This is a genomic window from Ruegeria sp. HKCCSA071, from assembly GCF_017872555.1.
GTDB lineage: Bacteria > Pseudomonadota > Alphaproteobacteria > Rhodobacterales > Rhodobacteraceae > Ruegeria.
In genome coordinates, this window is record NZ_JAEDOX010000001.1 from 787098 (window position 1) to 802197 (window position 15100).

Below are 15100 nucleotides of genomic sequence, written 5' to 3' on the forward strand. Positions count from 1 at the left end.
CTTGGGAAAAATGCCAGTTATAACTTGGTCAAAATCAAAAATTGAGGCAGCGTGACGCCATGAGCCGTCTGATCAAATTCCTGATATATGTTCTGTGCCTGGCATTCATCGGGCTGGTCGCCTATGCCTATGTCGGTCCATTCTTTGGTGCGGATTTCTCTGCGCCTCAAAGTGAAATTCGCGAGCCGGTTGCACTGGATGTCAACTAAGCAACTGCTTTTGGTAATCACACTTGCCGGGTCGGCACATGCGCAGGAACCCTTATCCGCCATCGAATGGCTGACAGACCCGCCGGAAAACCTGCCGGGAACCGTTCTGCTGGAACCTCCGGTCACGCAAGATGGCGCATTGCCGGAAATTGAGGTGACTTCGCTTGAAGCGCTGTCGCAGCCGCTGGGCCTTGTTTCATCCTCAGTCACTGGTCTGCCCGTCGACCTTTGGCAGGGCAGCGATGCGGATCGTTTGGCCGAACTGATCGCCGGCGTCCACGTGCGTGACAACCCGGCCATGCAGCGATTGTTGTTCACGCTGCTCTTGTCTGAAACCCGCGCGCCGTCAGGGCCTCTGGCTGAAGAAATCCTTTTGCTGGCACGGCTGGACCGATTGATGCAACTGGGCGCTGCTGATCCGGCGCAGTCGCTTGTTCAATTGGCCGGGCCCACTGACACGCAGGACCGTTTCAAGCGCTGGTTCGATGCGACGCTCTTGACCGGGGATGAGGATCGTAGCTGTACCGCCCTTATTGCTGAACCGCATCTTTCGCGGGACTATGCGGCTCAGATCTTCTGCAAGGCCCGCCGCGGGGATTGGGTTTCAGCCGCGCTGACACTTGAGGCAGCTCATGCGCTTGAAATCCTTCCACCCGAGGATCTGGCGGTTCTGGACCGTTTCCTCAGCCCGGAACTGTATGAAGGCGCAGCTTACCTGCCGCAGCCGGAAAACCCTGATCCCCTGACGTTCCGTTTGTTTGAGGCAATTGGCGAACGGCTTCCCTCCGCTCCGCTGCCACGGGCGTTTGCCAATGCGGATCTGCGCGATGTCGCAGGTTGGAAGGCACAGATCGAAGCAGCGGAGCGGCTGACCCGAATTGGCGCATTAACCCCCAATCAGCTGCTGGGCCTTTATACCGAGCGTGATCCGGCAGCCTCAGGTGCTGTCTGGGATCGGGTGGCTGCCGTTCAGCGATTTGAAAACGCGTTGGACACCGGGAACGCGGAAGCGATAGGAAAGACCTTGCAGCCGGTCTGGCAACAGATGCGTGGTGTCGGGCTTGAGGTTCCGTTTGCCGAACTGTTCGCCGAGCGCTTGTCATCTGTCACATTGCCGGTTGCCACCACCGAAAGCCTGCGCTGGCGTATTCTGATGCTGTCCGGGCTTTACGAACAGGCCGCCTTGTCAACACCTGACACATCCAACGACACCCAGTTTCTTGCCGCTTTGGCACAAGGCGACCCCGGGCGCGCGGTGTCCCCGTCCCCTTTGGCTGATGCCGTCGCTCAGGGGTTTGAATGGGCAGCGCCTGTGCCAGGCGACATTGATGCGTTGCTGACCAACGGTCAATTGGGCGAAGCCATTATTGAAGCCATGCAACTGTTTGCACATGGCGCGCGGGGCAATCTGGTGGATCTGACAGCGGCAATTGCAACATTCCGGCGCGTTGGGCTGGAGGACACCGCGCGACGTGCCGCCCTGTCCCTTTTGATCCTGCAAGAGCGTTGATCATGGGCTCTCCGGTATCAGATGCACTGTGGATTTCAACGTTTTTGCAGGCGCAGGCGGCGGAGCTTGGCGCTGCGACCAATACGCTGCTGGCTTATGGGCGCGACCTGAAAGATTTTGCCGAATGGCTGGACCGCAAGAAATCCGGATTTGATCAGGCAAATCGCGACCTGATCGAAGCCTACCTGATCGACTGCGATGCACAGGGCTTGTCACGTTCGACCCGCGCGCGGCGTTTGTCTGCTATAAAACAGCTGTACCGGTTTGGCTTTGAGGAAGGCTGGCGCGCGACCAACCCTGCCATTCAGATCAAAGGTCCCGGCCGGCAGAAACGGCTGCCCAAGACGCTGGATGTGCCCGAAGTTGACCGTTTGCTGGAGGCCGCCAGACAAACCGGGCGAACCGAAGCTGACAGGCTAAGAAACACCTGTCTGATGGAAGTTTTGTACGCCACAGGAATGCGGGTGACTGAGCTTGTCTCCCTGCCCGTCTCTTCGGCCCGTGGCGATCCCCGGATGCTGCTGGTGCTGGGGAAAGGGGGTAAAGAGCGAATGGTCCCCCTGTCGCCCCCGGCCCGGGATGCTTTGGCCGCGTGGCTGACCGCGCGGGACGAGGCCGAGGACTTGGCCGCGGAAAAAGGCGCTCAGCGCTCGCGCTTTCTGTTCCCATCACGCGGAAAGTCCGGTCATCTGACACGGCACAGGTTCTTTTTGCTGGTGAAAGAACTGGCTGTACGGGGTGGTGTTTCTTCTGAAAAAGTCACACCACACACGCTGCGCCATGCATTCGCCACGCATCTGCTGGCCAACGGCGCTGATCTAAGATCGATCCAGACGTTATTGGGCCATGCAGACGTGGCGACGACCGAAATCTATACGCATGTTCTGGATGAACGTCTGGCGGAACTGGTGTTGCAACATCACCCGCTGAGCAAAGACCGCAATGAGGACAAGGGCTAAGACCTTGATCCAGCGGGGCGACGTCCCCATAACGGATGCAGTACACAAACCTATCAAGGACCAATGGAACCCTTACCTTCTATGATCGACGGCGCATTCTGGTTTACGACCGGCGCTATCCTGTTCCTGCTTATCCTGTCCGGATTTTTCTCGGGCTCGGAAACGGCGCTGACCGCCTCATCTAGGGGAAAACTGCGCGCTCAGGCCGACAAGGGATCGCGCGGGGCCAAAAAGGCTCTGGAAATCACCGACGACAACGAACGTCTGATCGGGTCGGTTCTGCTGGGCAACAACCTCGTCAACATTCTGGCCGCGTCACTGGCGACGGCGTTGTTCACACGTCTTTTTGGCGAAAGCGGCGTGGCATTGGCAACGCTGGTCATGACCTTTCTGGTGTTGATCTTTGCCGAAGTGCTGCCCAAGACATACGCCATCACCAATTCCGAAAAGGCCGCTGCGGCCGTTGCGCCGATCATCAGCGTGGTCGTGACAGTGTTTTCGCCTGTCGTCGCGGCCGTACGTTTGTTGGTGCGTGGCGTATTGCGCCTGTTCGGAGTTCAGATCGATCCTGACAGCAACATTCTGGCCGTGCGCGAAGAAATCGCAGGCGCCCTGCAACTGGGCCATTCCGAAGGGGTTGTTGAAAAAGAAGATCGCGACCGCATCCTCGGCGCGCTGGACCTGGGCGACCGCACGGTGGAAGAGATCATGCTCCACCGTTCCAACATCGAGATGATCGATGCGAACGCCCCACCCGAAGCTATCCTGAGGCAATGCCTTGAAAGCCCTCACACTCGTCTGCCTGTTTTCAGGGACGAGCAGGAGAACATTGTTGGCGTTGTTCACGCCAAGGACTTGTTCCGCGCGATGTATGCACAGGCTGGCAGCAGCGACGGCGGCACCGACCGGCTGGCCAGCTTCGACATCGGCAAGGTCGCAAATGCCCCCTATTTCGTTCCGGAGACCACAACTCTGGATGACCAGATGCGCGAGTTTCTGCGAATGCACGGTCACTTTGCGCTGGTGGTGGACGAATATGGCTCATTGCGAGGACTGATCACGCTTGAGGATATTCTGGAAGAAATCGTGGGCGAAATCGCCGATGAGTTCGATATCGCCGAAGAAGTGCCGGTCGTTCGAACGGATGATGGCCAATTCCTTGTCGAAGGTGCTATGACCATTCGCGACGCCAATCGTGCGCTGGACTGGTCGCTACCGGATGAAGAAGCCAACACTCTTGCTGGTCTGGTCATCCACGAAGCCCAGATGATCCCGGTTGTTGGGCAAGTGTTTTCGTTCCATGGCTTCCGGTTCGAGGTTACAGCACGCGAAGGCAATCGTATCACAGCCCTGAAAGTGCGGCCCTTATAGGGTTCGGACGCCAGACAAAAACGACGCGCTCTGTCGCTCGTATGACAGAATGCTTTATCGTTGATCTGCACCGTCCTACCAGAGATGGAGGAGCAGATGAAAAACACATGCCAGGTGGCCGTCATCGGTGGCGGCGTTGTCGGATGTTCGGTTCTTTATCACCTGACCAAGCTCGGGTGGTCGGACGTCATGTTGCTGGAACGGTCCGAACTGACCAGCGGATCGACCTGGCATGCGGCAGGCGGGTTTCACACCCTCAACGGCGACACCAACATGGCGGCGCTACAGGGATACACGATCAGGCTGTATAAAGAACTGGAACAGATCACTGGCATGTCCTGTGGCCTGCACCATGTGGGCGGTGTGACACTTGCCGACAATCAGGACCGGTTCGATATGCTGTTGGCGGAACGCGCCAAGCATCGGTTCATGGGGCTTGAGACAGAAATCGTCGGCCCGGAAGAAATCAAAAAGATCGCGCCCATTACAAATATCGACGGAATTATCGGTGCTCTTTACGATCCGTTGGATGGACATTTGGACCCCTCAGGCACCACCCATGCCTATGCCAAGGCCGCGCGAATGGGCGGTGCCACAATTGAAACCCATTGTATGGTGCGTGAAACCAACCAGCGCCCCGATGGAAGCTGGGATGTCGTCACCAACAAGGGCACAATCCATGCCGAACACATTGTTAATGCAGGCGGGCTTTGGGCACGTGAAGTTGGCGCCATGGCCGGTGTCTATTTTCCCCTGCACCCGATGGAGCATCAATATCTTGTCACCGACGCGATCCCACAGGTCGAAGCAATTATCGATGCGGGTGGCGAGCATCCGCATGTCATGGATCCGGCAGGTGAAAGCTATTTGAGGCAGGAAGGGCGTGGCCTGTGCATCGGGTTCTACGAACAGCCCTGCAAGCCCTGGGCAGTAGACGGCACCCCGTGGGATTTCGGGCACGAGTTGCTGCCCGATGACTATGACAAGATCACCGACAGTATCGAATTCGCATATCGCCGCTTTCCCGTGCTGGCTGAGGCTGGGATAAAATCGGTGATCCATGGGCCGTTTACCTTTGCCCCTGATGGCAACCCGCTGGTCGGCCCTGTACCCGGAATGCGCAACTACTGGTCGGCCTGCGGTGTCATGGCCGGGTTCAGTCAGGGTGGCGGCGTTGGCCTGACGCTGGCGCAGTGGATGATCGAAGGCGAGCCCGAGCGCGATGTGTTTGCCATGGATGTTGCCCGCTTCGGAGACTGGATCAGCCCAGGTTACACCCGCCCCAAAGTCATCGAGAATTATCAGAAACGCTTCAGCGTCGCCTATCCGAACGAAGAACTGCCCGCTGCACGCCCCAACCGCACAACACCAATGTATGACATCTTCAGCGAGCTGGGCGCGGTCTGGGGGCAGCAATACGGCCTTGAGGTCCCAAACTATTTTGCTCAGGAAGATGAGCCGGGGTTTGAAACGCCATCCTTCCGCCGCTCGAACGCGTTCACGGCGACAGGGCGCGAAGTGCGGGCGGTGCGTGAAGCTGTGGGTATCAACGAAGTCCACAATTTCGGCAAATACCGCATCACCGGACCCGATGCTCGGAACTGGCTGGACCGGATCATGGCTGGCCGCATTCCGAAACCCGGTCGGCTGTCTTTGGTCCCGATGCTGTCGCACAAGGGCAAATTAATCGGCGATTTCACCGTTTCCTGCCTGACTGACACCGAGTTCCAGCTTACGGCGTCTTATGGCAGTCAGGCCTTCCACATGCGGTGGTTCCAGCAAAACGCTCAGGACGGCGTGAGGATTGAAAACGTCAGCGACCGGTTGAACGGCTTCCAGATTGCCGGCCCGAAGGCAACGCAGGTTCTGGCAGCCTGCACCCGAGACGACTTGGCCGATTTCAACTTCCTGAACGTGCGCCGGATGACTGTCGGCATGACCGACTGTATCGTTCAGCGTGTCAGCTATACGGGTGATCTTGGTTATGAAATCTATTGCGACCCCTTAGCGCAGCGTCAGCTTTGGTGGACGCTGTGGGAGGCTGGACAACCCCACGGCATTGTTCCGTTCGGAATGCGCGCAATGATGAGCCTGCGGCTGGACAAGTTCTTTGGCTCATGGATGCGAGAGTATTCGCCAGATTACACCGCCGCGGAAACGGGATTGGATCGTTTCATTGCATTCAGCAAAAACACCCAATTCATCGGCCGCGATACAGCGGAAGCAGAACGGGCCAATGGAACCACCCGCCAGCTGGCAGCCTTCGAGGTTGAAACAGACGATGCAGACGTCAACGCCTATGAACCGATCTGGCTGGATGGTGCAGTTGTTGGGTTCTGTACCTCGGGCGGCTACTCTCATTTTGCGCAAAAATCCGTCGCCATGGGTTTTCTGCCGTCCGGGCGTATAGAAGATGGTCTGGAGGTTGAAATCGAGATTCTGGGGCAGATGCGCAAAGCGAAGGTTATCTCGACACCTTTGTTTGACCCAGATGGTAGACGCATGAGGGGATGACAGCACACATGACTGACGGCAGTGTGGCTCAGTGACTGAAATACCCATCATCCTGCTTGCCGCCGGTCAATCCAGCCGCATGGGCGGGTTGGACAAGCTTCTGCAGCAAATCGACGGCATTCCACTGCTGACCCGTACAGCGACCCTTGCGCGTGGCGTGGCGCCTGTCCTTGTCGCCCTGCCACCGCGCCCGCACCCAAGATATGATGCTCTTGCGGGAATGGATGTTCAGACGGTTCCGGTTCCGGACGCGGCCGAGGGAATGAACGCCAGTTTGCGCACCGCCATCGAATACCTTCCTGCAGATGCAACCGCAGTCATGGTTTTGCTCGCTGATTTACCTGACCTGACCCAAACCGATCTGAGAACGATCTTGAAAGCACGCCAATTGCATCCCGACAATGTAATCTGGCGCGGAACAACCGCAGATGGAAAGCCCGGGCACCCGGTGATCTTCGATCGGACGCTTTTCACTCAGCTTTCGGCATTACACGGCGATCACGGCGCGCAGGCGGTGGTTCGCTCACAACAGCGCGGCGTATTCCTGCAACCCCTGCCCGGTCAAAACGCGGTTTTAGATCTGGATACACCGGAAGATTGGGACGCCTGGCGCAAAAAGTGTACTTCTTGAATAAACACGGCCCGGTCGATATCGACCGGGCCGGTGCCCAATACAGGACTACCACTTTCTACAATTCCAAAAGTTTGACCAATAGGTCTTTAAGACACTCTGGTTCCCTAGCCGCTAAACCTAAACAAGACCCCCTCGTTAACACGCCGCTAAAACTTCCGGTAACTGAGTTAGCCGCCAGCGCCCCCTAGCGCTTTTGGCTTCCCCTCACTTGGGCAATTTCATCCTCACTTATCCGATCCTTAGAAACAACGTAAAATTGGATGAATAGGTTAATTTAGCGCATCTCGATTTGGCTTTTAGGCAACATAGCCCTGGGGCTCGTTCAACCTATAGGAGATCCTCATTCGATGCACAAATCAACGATTCGGAATTAAGCGCAAACTTATGCGCCCATTCAGCTGCCTCTCAGCAAAGTTATAGCGTCAAGTCCGAAGACCCCCGGACTCGCCCACAACCATTGGAAGAGCAGCATTTTTCCCCACTGTTCAGTGAAAGCATTGTCAACAAAACAATGAAAATACAACTTTTTTGAAAGTTTGACGTCTGTTTTGGCAACAATCCTCCGATTCGCCTTCGACCTCCTCGGTTAAATCAGCGAATCCTGATCAACGTCTTTCGCCACAAAACACCCGCTTTGTGGCAAAATTAAGATTTATTAATTGATCAGTCAGGAAACCCCAATCCTGACAGTGCATCTCATGTCTCAACGCGCAACGGAAATTGCGTGATCAAACCAGGAGACAGAAATGAGCATCCGAAAATCTTCGCTTTTACTTCCCCGCACATCCAACTGGATGGGTGTTAGCGCTTTGGGCGCAGCCATGCTGGCCACAACCGCTTTACCTTCGATGGCGGATGAGGCGCTAGCCGATCTTGTCGAATCCGTTTCCCCGTCGGTTGTGACCATCATTGCCGAGCAAAAGGCCGCCCCAAGCCCCGCACAGGGGCAGAGTTTTGATTTTGACGGTCATCCGTTTGGGGAATTCTTCAAACGTTTTGGTGGGCCTGAAGGGTTCAACATGCCTCAACGCGGTCCGGCACAAGGGCTCGGGTCAGGGTTTGTACTGGATGAAGCCGGTTATGTCGTCACCAATCACCATGTGGTGGACAATGCCGAGACTGTAACCGTTCGCTTAAGTGATGACCGAACATTTGAGGCCGAGGTGGTTGGCACCGACCCGCTGACCGACATCGCGGTGTTGAAGATTGATGCAGGCAAGGGCCTGCAAGCTGTCAAACTGGGTGACAGCGATGCAATCCGCGTTGGCGAAGATGTCGTTGCGATCGGCAACCCGTTTGGTTTGAGCTCGACAGTTACTACCGGCATTGTATCGGCCAAAGGGCGCAATATCTCGGACGGGCCTTATGCCGAGTTCATTCAAACGGACGCCGCCATCAACAAGGGCAACTCTGGTGGCCCGCTTTTCAACATGGACGGCGAAGTGGTTGGCGTGAACTCGGCCATTTATTCCCCTAGTGGCGGATCTGTCGGACTGGGATTTGCCGTAACCTCGAACATCGTTGAGCATATTGCGGCCGATCTGCAGGATGACGGGCAGGTCAGCCGTGGGTGGCTGGGTGTATCTATCCAGAATATCAGCCCGCAGCTTGCGGCGGCACTGGGAATTGATGCCTCCTCGGGTGCACTGGTGGCAGATGTTGTCGCCGACAGCCCTGCAGATGGCGTTCTGGAGCAAGGCGATGTTATCCTGTCCTTCAACGGCGAAGCCGTAGACTCCAGTGGTGACCTGCCCATTCTGGTGGGCACAACCAAGGTCGGCACCGCAAGTAATCTGACCATTCTTCGCGATGGCAAACAGGAAACGGTCACTTTGACCGTTGGCCAGCATCAGGCAGCGTCGGCTCAGTCCGATACCCCTGTCGAATCCGAAGCGGCAGGCACGTCGCTTGGTGTCACCGTGGCCCCGCTGACCGAAACGGTGCGAGCCGAGACAGGTATCGCCAAAGCCGTTGAAGGTGTCGTCGTCACAGACCTGCAACCGGACAGCCCTGCGGCTCGGGCGGGTCTGCAACGCGGTGACGTGATCGTCAAACTGGGCAATCAGGACACGTTCACACCCGAAGCGCTGAAGGCGGCACTGGACACCGAAAAAACAGACCCGGCACTGGTGCTGATCAACCGGGCTGGCAGCCAGATCTTCGTTGCCGTCGAACTGGTCTGATCAATACCTTGCGCGCGCTGCTTGATGGGGAGAACCGGCGCGCGCCTCACCCGACGGAACTGAGTTGTCCGCTGTCCGTCGGGCTTGCCGGGTGCGTGCCCAGCACCCGGCAAGATCGTCAGCAAACCATATGCTTTGTTTGAATTTTGTGTTTAAATCTTTAGGGAAAGGAACCACATCATGAGCCGCCGTCTGTTGATCGTCGAAGATGACGCTGACACCAGGGATTTCATTGCCAAAGGGTTTGGCGAAGAAGGCTATGTGGTCGAAACGGCTGCTGATGGCCGCGAAGGATTGTACCACGCCACGGATGGCGGGTTTGACGCCATTGTTCTGGACAGGATGCTTCCCGGTCTGGACGGGCTGTCGCTGATCAAATCCCTGCGTGCAGCAGGGCTGAAAACACCTGTCTTGATGTTGACGGCCATGAGCGCAGTAGACGAGCGCGTCAAAGGATTGCGGTCAGGCGCCGACGATTATCTGGTCAAGCCCTTCTCATTTCAGGAACTTCATGCACGGATCGAAGCCCTGTTGCGACGTCCGCAGGAATCCGAGGAAACGCCGACGCTGACCTGCAAGGATCTTGAAATGGATCTTCTGACCCGCAAGGTTACGCGGGACGGCCATGAGATTACGCTGACGCCTCGTGAATTCCAGATCCTTGAATTCTTTCTGCGCCGTAAGAACCGTGTCGTGTCGCGCACCATGCTGCTTGAAGGCGTCTGGGATTATCATTTCGACCCGAACACCAACGTTGTGGATGTTCACATCTCAAAGTTGCGCCGCCAGTTGGATGAAGGCGGAGACATACCTTTGATTGAAACTGTTCGCGGTGCGGGTTACATGATGTCCGATGGATAACCTTCGGCTTTCCCTTAATAATTCACGAACAAGACTTGTCGCCACCAGCATGGTGCTAAGCACGATCCTGACTGCGTCCGTGTTGGCATTGGTCTATGTGACAGCCAACAGAAGCATCGAATCCGAGACCCGATCAGTCGTGTCCGCCGAACTGACCGGGCTTGCAGATGAATATGAACGGCGCGGGCTGATCGGGCTGATCACAGCGATCGAGCGTCGTCTTCCAAGCGCGCCCGACCGAGACGCGCTGTATCTTCTGGCGGATCGGCAAGGCGTGAAGCTTGTGGGTAACCTGAAAACCTGGCCGGTCACTGTGACCGCCGGAAGCGGCTGGGTCGACCTTGAGTTGCGCAGGGCGGACAATGACCAACTGGTGCCTATCTCGGCGGCATCAATCCGCCTGCCTGGCGGTGAACGCCTTTTGGTCGGCCGGGATGCAGCTGTCCGTCAACAATTCGACCGCGTGCTGTTCCGTTCGCTGGCACTGGCACTGGCAATTGCATTTGTCCTGAGCGTGATCACCGGCTGGCTGTTCACACGTCTGGTGTTTTCACGCCTGTCAGACATCGCAAGCACAGCCGAAAACATCGTTTCTGGCGATCTTTCCAAAAGGATGCCCCTACGGGGAACCGGGGACGAGTTCGATCAGGTCTCTGGCACGTTGAACAACATGCTCGACAGGATCGAAGAGCTGGTCAGTAATCTGCGCACCACCTCGAACTCTATCGCACATGATTTGCGCTCTCCTTTGTCCCGCCTTCGCCAAAGGGTCGAATCCCTTTCCGAGCCCGGCAAAAGCGATCTGGACCGCGAAATCGACATCGCGCGGGCAACGGGAGAAATCGACCATGTTTTGCGGGTCTTGGGGCAGCTTACCGAGATATCGCGGGCCGAGGCCGGTCTGGGACGCGAGCAATTCGAAGACATTAACTTGCAGCAACTGGTTGGCGATGTCGTGGAGCTTTATGATCCGGTGGCCGCGGATCAGGACATCCGTCTTGAGGTTATCGGCTCTGCCCCCGCAATTCAGGGGCACCGGCCCCTTCTCTCGCAGGCTTTTTCCAATCTGCTGGAAAACGCTATGCGCTACGCACCGGCAGATACCACAATCACGATCTCAATCGGTACCGAGGACGGATTTGCCCAATTGCGGGTTCGGGACCGTGGTCCGGGTGTTCCGCCCGGAGAGTTGGATCGCCTTCAGCTTCCGTTCGTCACGCTTGATCCGGCGCGCACAGAACGCAATGCGGGATTGGGGCTCGCGCTGGTTGCCGCGATTTCTCATATGCATGGCGGGACATTCGCAGCCCGAAACTGCAACCCAGGTTTGGAAACCACGATCAATCTGGCAATTCAGAGTTAACCCGGCAGTCCGTTTACCGCCAATATCATGTTTTTATAACGTTTATCCTCGGTGACATCCGCACCGAACCAATCCGGTGGGACATAGGCATTTGCGGCTTCACTGGTATGGAATTCAACTTCAACCAAACACAGGGGTTCCAGGCCGCCTGAGAAAACATCCAGCTCGAACTGGTGGCCGTCCGGCATTTGATCCGTGTAACGTACCTTCTCGATCCGGCGTCCTCGAGTTTCCGGCCAGAAGGTTTCAAACTGGTCCCGGGTTATCTCTGTCTCACGCTCAACACGTACAAGATCACCGCCTCCTTTTAAGGTCAGGAAAAACACATCGTTCTTTTGCCTTAAGCGCAATTCGGTCGAGTCCTCCGGCGCGGTGAGGTACCCCTGACGCACCTCTGCTTTTTCCGCGCGGCTCAGGTCCGGCATCCTTGCCACCAGAAACTTGCGCTCAATTTCCCTGCTCATAAGGGTACCCCCGCTCAATCTTCCAGCTTATCAAACAGCACCCGATATGCCGTACCAACCGCGCCGCGATCTGCGTAAGTGCCGACAGAGACCCGATGCTGCACCATCGAAAAGAACGTTCGCAACTTTTCTGGCGCAGCTCACGTTTGTTGAAGAAGCCATCCAGTTGACCAAATGACCGCTCGGTCAAGGTTGTGCGACTGACGGGAACAACGATCTCATCGGCGGCTCGAAAACAGAACCCAGACGCACCCTGATGATCGAGATCGCATAACAATATCCTTTGACCAGCCTGTGCATAGGCATAATCCCGGTTCACCGAAGTCGCGGTTTTTCCGACACCGCCCTTGTTGCTGTAACAGGCAATGATCCTCATTCCTTATTCCACTTTGTGGTGAAACTGGCTGCGGAACATGTGTCGTACGTCTTGCCCGTCGAACTGATGAAAACTTGCGACAACACGCATTCGTTCGGTCTTCTTGCGTTGATCAAGAACAGCGATTAGCCCGCCCACGGACAAACCGATCTGCGCATCCACGCGGCCTTGCGTATCGGCGCGCGACGCTACAAAGGTCAGCAACGCATCTTGCTGAACAGAATAGTCGTTGAACAAGCCAAGACTATCCTGGAGTTTTTTCAACGGCTTAAGGATCATTCTCAAACCATTCCAATCGAATAGAGGGTCAAACAACTCCATCAGGTATCTAAGCTTTTTGCATTCAATGCGAAGGTCATGCACCGTCTTGTCTGGCGTACTGACAGTAATACCGCGCGCCAGTTTGCACACCTTGCGATAGCGCTTCCAGATCAGCGCGCAGGCATAGTCATACGTGCCGCGATGCGCGTTTGGTCCAAGGTCCAAGTGGTCCGGACTTGCAAACAGTGCGGTCAGGTCGGTCATGGTCGTCGTGTAGTCGGCGCTGTGCAACCAGCGTGACAGGCGCAGTTGCTCTTGTGCACGTTCCGTTTGCAACTGATCAAACATCTCGGACAATCCCACGTGAAGGTTCGGCGGGATAAGATTGAAATACTTGTCTTTTTCCAGAAGATAGACGTCCAAATCGCGCAGAGGTCCGGTACGGGTCATGAGGTCGGAAAAGACCCGCTTCAGCTCGGTCGTCTGAGACTCGGACAACACGCCCTTGAACAGGCTGATCACCGACCTTATCTTGCGCAACGATACTCGGTAATCGTGCAAAAACTCGGTGTCGATGTCAGCGATCACACCCTCTTCGTTTTGCCGCGCAACCCGCAGATATGTTTGAATGATTTTCGCAGCGACTTCGATGGAAGGATCCGCTTGACCAAACTTTATTTCAGGCTTGGCCTGATAGGGAACCATGTCTGGAATCAGGCTGGAATAGAGCGTTTCAATATCATGAACACTGCCCGTAATGCTGGCGATAGAGGAACAGACCAACTGATAAGCCTTCTTGTACCCACGCAACTTCTGAATTCGTACAATGGTCGCCTGCCCTGATGGCGTCGACATGTACGTTAAAGTTCCCCTGACTTTTGTCTTTTGCAGGTCATCTAGTACGGCAAAGGTCTGAACCCTGATCTCTCCAACACCGATCCGCGTCAGCGCCCGCAGTTCAGGAAAGTCGCTCAGCGCCTTTTGAACCGGCCCTTCTGACAAGTCCCGCACAAATCGCAGATGCCCCGAGTATTGCTGAGACAAAGGTCCGTGATCCTTCCGCAGCAGGTGCAACACCCCGCCGGTATCGATCAAAGCACGACCCGAGGCGCGCAATGACTGATCGTGACAATCGAGCAATGCGAAAGCTTTGACGGGGCTACCGGGTGAAACTTCTTGGGAAAACCCGGCAATGGCATTTGCCAGAGCCGTTTCGTCAATCCTCGCTGGGAAAATGAACTGATCGCCTGACGATCTGGTCATGATACGCCTTTCCAGTTCAATTTCAGAAACCCGTTTACGGGTTTCTCAACGGTCATTTGCGCGCCCGCCCCTTTGTTTGGCGGGCTGCCCCAACGCCATTCTGGGTTTTCTTGTTCAATCTCGGCGGAACCCGAAAGGACATCAAGCCATTATGACTGCGAGCGAGTATATTCACGGGATGACAGGCCCCGGGCACCGAAGTAAGAAACCACTATGAGCGAACCAGTATCTTCGATCCGAAACCTTGGCCCGGCCTTTGAACAGGCTTGCGCACGTGCTGGTATTCATTCGGCTGAGGCGCTGCGAGAACTGGGGCCGGACGAAGCCTATGCCCGCCTGTTGCGGGCAGGCACCAGGGCGCATTTCATCGGATATTATGTTCTGGTGATGGGATTGCAGGGCCGCCCGTGGAACGACTGCAAGGGTGACGAAAAAAAAGCCCTGCGCGAAAGGTTCGACGCAATCAAAGCCGGTAACGGGGCGGCTCCGGAAAACCAGATGATTGCAGATCTGGACGCCATCGGGGTTCGTGTTGCACCAAAGGACCTAAAGCAGGTCTGAACGAATAAAGCCGCACCCAACCAAGGATGCGGCTCCTATTTGTCAGCAATGGCTGTAACTTAGCCGACCAGCTCAATACCCGAGAAGAAATATGCGATTTCAACTGCTGCGGTTTCCGGAGCGTCCGAACCGTGGACCGAGTTTTCACCAACCGATTCCGCAAACTCGGCGCGGATGGTGCCGGGTGCTGCGTCTGCAGGGTTGGTTGCGCCCATGACTTCACGGTTCTTTGCAATGGCGCCTTCGCCTTCCAGAACCTGAACAACAACCGGAGCCGACGACATGAATTCGCACAGTTCGTCATAGAACGGACGCTCGGCATGAACGTCATAGAATTTGCCAGCCTGAGCTTTGGTCATGTGAATGCGCTTTTGCGCCACAATGCGCAGGCCAGCTTCTTCGAACTTGGCGTTGATCTTGCCGGTCAGGTTGCGGCGGGTTGCATCGGGTTTGATGATCGAGAATGTGCGTTCCAGTGCCATGTCGGCCTCTCCTTATAATATGACGCGGGACCCGCGCCGAAATCCATCGCGCGCCGGGTATCACGGTCTTTGGTCCATGAAAAGTGTAA

Annotated in this window: 14 protein-coding genes; 10 read left to right on the forward strand and 4 right to left on the reverse strand. The window is 56.2% G+C overall.

Going from position 1 to position 15100, the window contains the following annotated elements; all coding sequences use genetic code 11:
* Positions 1–59: 59 nt before the first annotated feature.
* From I9188_RS03940 to I9188_RS03980, 9 genes are all read left to right on the forward strand, one after another.
* Positions 60–209, forward strand: a complete 150-nt coding sequence (locus I9188_RS03940; RefSeq protein ID WP_209504123.1) for a hypothetical protein — start codon at positions 60–62, stop codon at positions 207–209.
* Positions 199–1719, forward strand: a complete 1521-nt coding sequence (locus I9188_RS03945; protein WP_209504124.1) for a hypothetical protein — start codon at positions 199–201, stop codon at positions 1717–1719. The genes I9188_RS03940 and I9188_RS03945 overlap by 11 nt, the downstream gene beginning before the upstream one ends.
* Positions 1720–1721: 2 nt before the next feature.
* On the forward strand, positions 1722–2678 hold the full coding sequence (locus I9188_RS03950) for a site-specific tyrosine recombinase XerD (protein WP_209504125.1): 957 nt from the start codon (positions 1722–1724) through the stop codon (positions 2676–2678).
* A gap of 63 nt (positions 2679–2741) precedes the next feature.
* Complete coding sequence (locus I9188_RS03955; protein ID WP_209504126.1) at positions 2742–4049, forward strand: HlyC/CorC family transporter; 1308 nt, start codon at positions 2742–2744, stop codon at positions 4047–4049.
* Between the two features lie 96 nt (positions 4050–4145).
* A complete protein-coding gene (locus I9188_RS03960; protein ID WP_209504127.1) occupies positions 4146–6563 on the forward strand; it encodes an FAD-dependent oxidoreductase in 2418 nt (805 codons plus the stop codon).
* A gap of 31 nt (positions 6564–6594) precedes the next feature.
* On the forward strand, positions 6595–7194 hold the full coding sequence (locus tag I9188_RS03965; protein WP_209504128.1) for a nucleotidyltransferase family protein: 600 nt from the start codon (positions 6595–6597) through the stop codon (positions 7192–7194).
* Positions 7195–7943: 749 nt separating this feature from the next.
* On the forward strand, positions 7944–9380 hold the full coding sequence (locus I9188_RS03970) for a DegQ family serine endoprotease (RefSeq protein WP_209504129.1): 1437 nt from the start codon (positions 7944–7946) through the stop codon (positions 9378–9380).
* Between the two features lie 180 nt (positions 9381–9560).
* Entirely contained in the window at positions 9561–10241 is a 681-nt protein-coding gene (locus I9188_RS03975; RefSeq protein ID WP_209504130.1) for a response regulator transcription factor, read from the forward strand.
* A gap of 49 nt (positions 10242–10290) precedes the next feature.
* Positions 10291–11604: an ATP-binding protein gene (locus I9188_RS03980; protein ID WP_245223697.1), complete on the forward strand. Its 1314-nt coding sequence runs from the start codon at positions 10291–10293 to the stop codon at positions 11602–11604.
* Here the strand turns inward: I9188_RS03980 and I9188_RS03985 are convergent.
* From I9188_RS03985 to I9188_RS03995, 3 genes are read right to left on the reverse strand one after another with little or no spacing between them, the layout of a single operon-like run.
* On the reverse strand, positions 11601–12068 hold the full coding sequence (locus I9188_RS03985; protein ID WP_209504132.1) for a CYTH domain-containing protein: 468 nt from the start codon (positions 12066–12068) through the stop codon (positions 11601–11603). The two genes, I9188_RS03980 and I9188_RS03985, sit on opposite strands and share 4 nt — an antisense overlap.
* Complete coding sequence (locus tag I9188_RS20165; protein ID WP_245220409.1) at positions 12052–12444, reverse strand: AAA family ATPase; 393 nt, start codon at positions 12442–12444, stop codon at positions 12052–12054. The genes I9188_RS03985 and I9188_RS20165 overlap by 17 nt, the downstream gene beginning before the upstream one ends.
* Before the next feature lie 3 nt (positions 12445–12447).
* Positions 12448–13968: a CHAD domain-containing protein gene (locus tag I9188_RS03995; protein ID WP_209504133.1), complete on the reverse strand. Its 1521-nt coding sequence runs from the start codon at positions 13966–13968 to the stop codon at positions 12448–12450.
* A 213-nt stretch (positions 13969–14181) separates the two neighbouring features.
* Here I9188_RS03995 and I9188_RS04000 point away from each other — a divergent pair, with 213 nt between their 5' ends.
* On the forward strand, positions 14182–14529 hold the full coding sequence (locus I9188_RS04000; RefSeq protein WP_209504134.1) for a TfoX/Sxy family protein: 348 nt from the start codon (positions 14182–14184) through the stop codon (positions 14527–14529).
* A 59-nt stretch (positions 14530–14588) separates the two neighbouring features.
* Here the strand turns inward: I9188_RS04000 and ndk are convergent, their stop codons facing one another.
* A complete protein-coding gene (gene ndk / locus I9188_RS04005; protein WP_008757405.1) occupies positions 14589–15011 on the reverse strand; it encodes a nucleoside-diphosphate kinase in 423 nt (140 codons plus the stop codon).
* Positions 15012–15100 lie beyond the last annotated feature (89 nt).

Bases quoted from the DNA above. Each gene is read 5' to 3' on its own strand.
- I9188_RS03940 (WP_209504123.1), top strand. From the start codon at position 60: ATGAGCCGTCTGATCAAATTCCTGATATATGTTCTGTGCCTGGCATTC.
- I9188_RS03945 (WP_209504124.1), top strand. From the start codon at position 199: ATGTCAACTAAGCAACTGCTTTTGGTAATCACACTTGCCGGGTCGGCA.
- I9188_RS03950 (WP_209504125.1), top strand. From the start codon at position 1,722: ATGGGCTCTCCGGTATCAGATGCACTGTGGATTTCAACGTTTTTGCAG.
- I9188_RS03955 (WP_209504126.1), top strand. From the start codon at position 2,742: ATGGAACCCTTACCTTCTATGATCGACGGCGCATTCTGGTTTACGACC.
- I9188_RS03960 (WP_209504127.1), top strand. From the start codon at position 4,146: ATGAAAAACACATGCCAGGTGGCCGTCATCGGTGGCGGCGTTGTCGGA.
- I9188_RS03970 (WP_209504129.1), top strand. From the start codon at position 7,944: ATGAGCATCCGAAAATCTTCGCTTTTACTTCCCCGCACATCCAACTGG.
- I9188_RS03975 (WP_209504130.1), top strand. From the start codon at position 9,561: ATGAGCCGCCGTCTGTTGATCGTCGAAGATGACGCTGACACCAGGGAT.
- I9188_RS03980 (WP_245223697.1), top strand. From the start codon at position 10,291: ATGGTGCTAAGCACGATCCTGACTGCGTCCGTGTTGGCATTGGTCTAT.
- I9188_RS03985 (WP_209504132.1), bottom strand. From the start codon at position 12,068: ATGAGCAGGGAAATTGAGCGCAAGTTTCTGGTGGCAAGGATGCCGGAC.
- I9188_RS20165 (WP_245220409.1), bottom strand. From the start codon at position 12,444: ATGAGGATCATTGCCTGTTACAGCAACAAGGGCGGTGTCGGAAAAACC.
- I9188_RS03995 (WP_209504133.1), bottom strand. From the start codon at position 13,968: ATGACCAGATCGTCAGGCGATCAGTTCATTTTCCCAGCGAGGATTGAC.
- I9188_RS04000 (WP_209504134.1), top strand. From the start codon at position 14,182: ATGAGCGAACCAGTATCTTCGATCCGAAACCTTGGCCCGGCCTTTGAA.
- ndk (WP_008757405.1), bottom strand. From the start codon at position 15,011: ATGGCACTGGAACGCACATTCTCGATCATCAAACCCGATGCAACCCGC.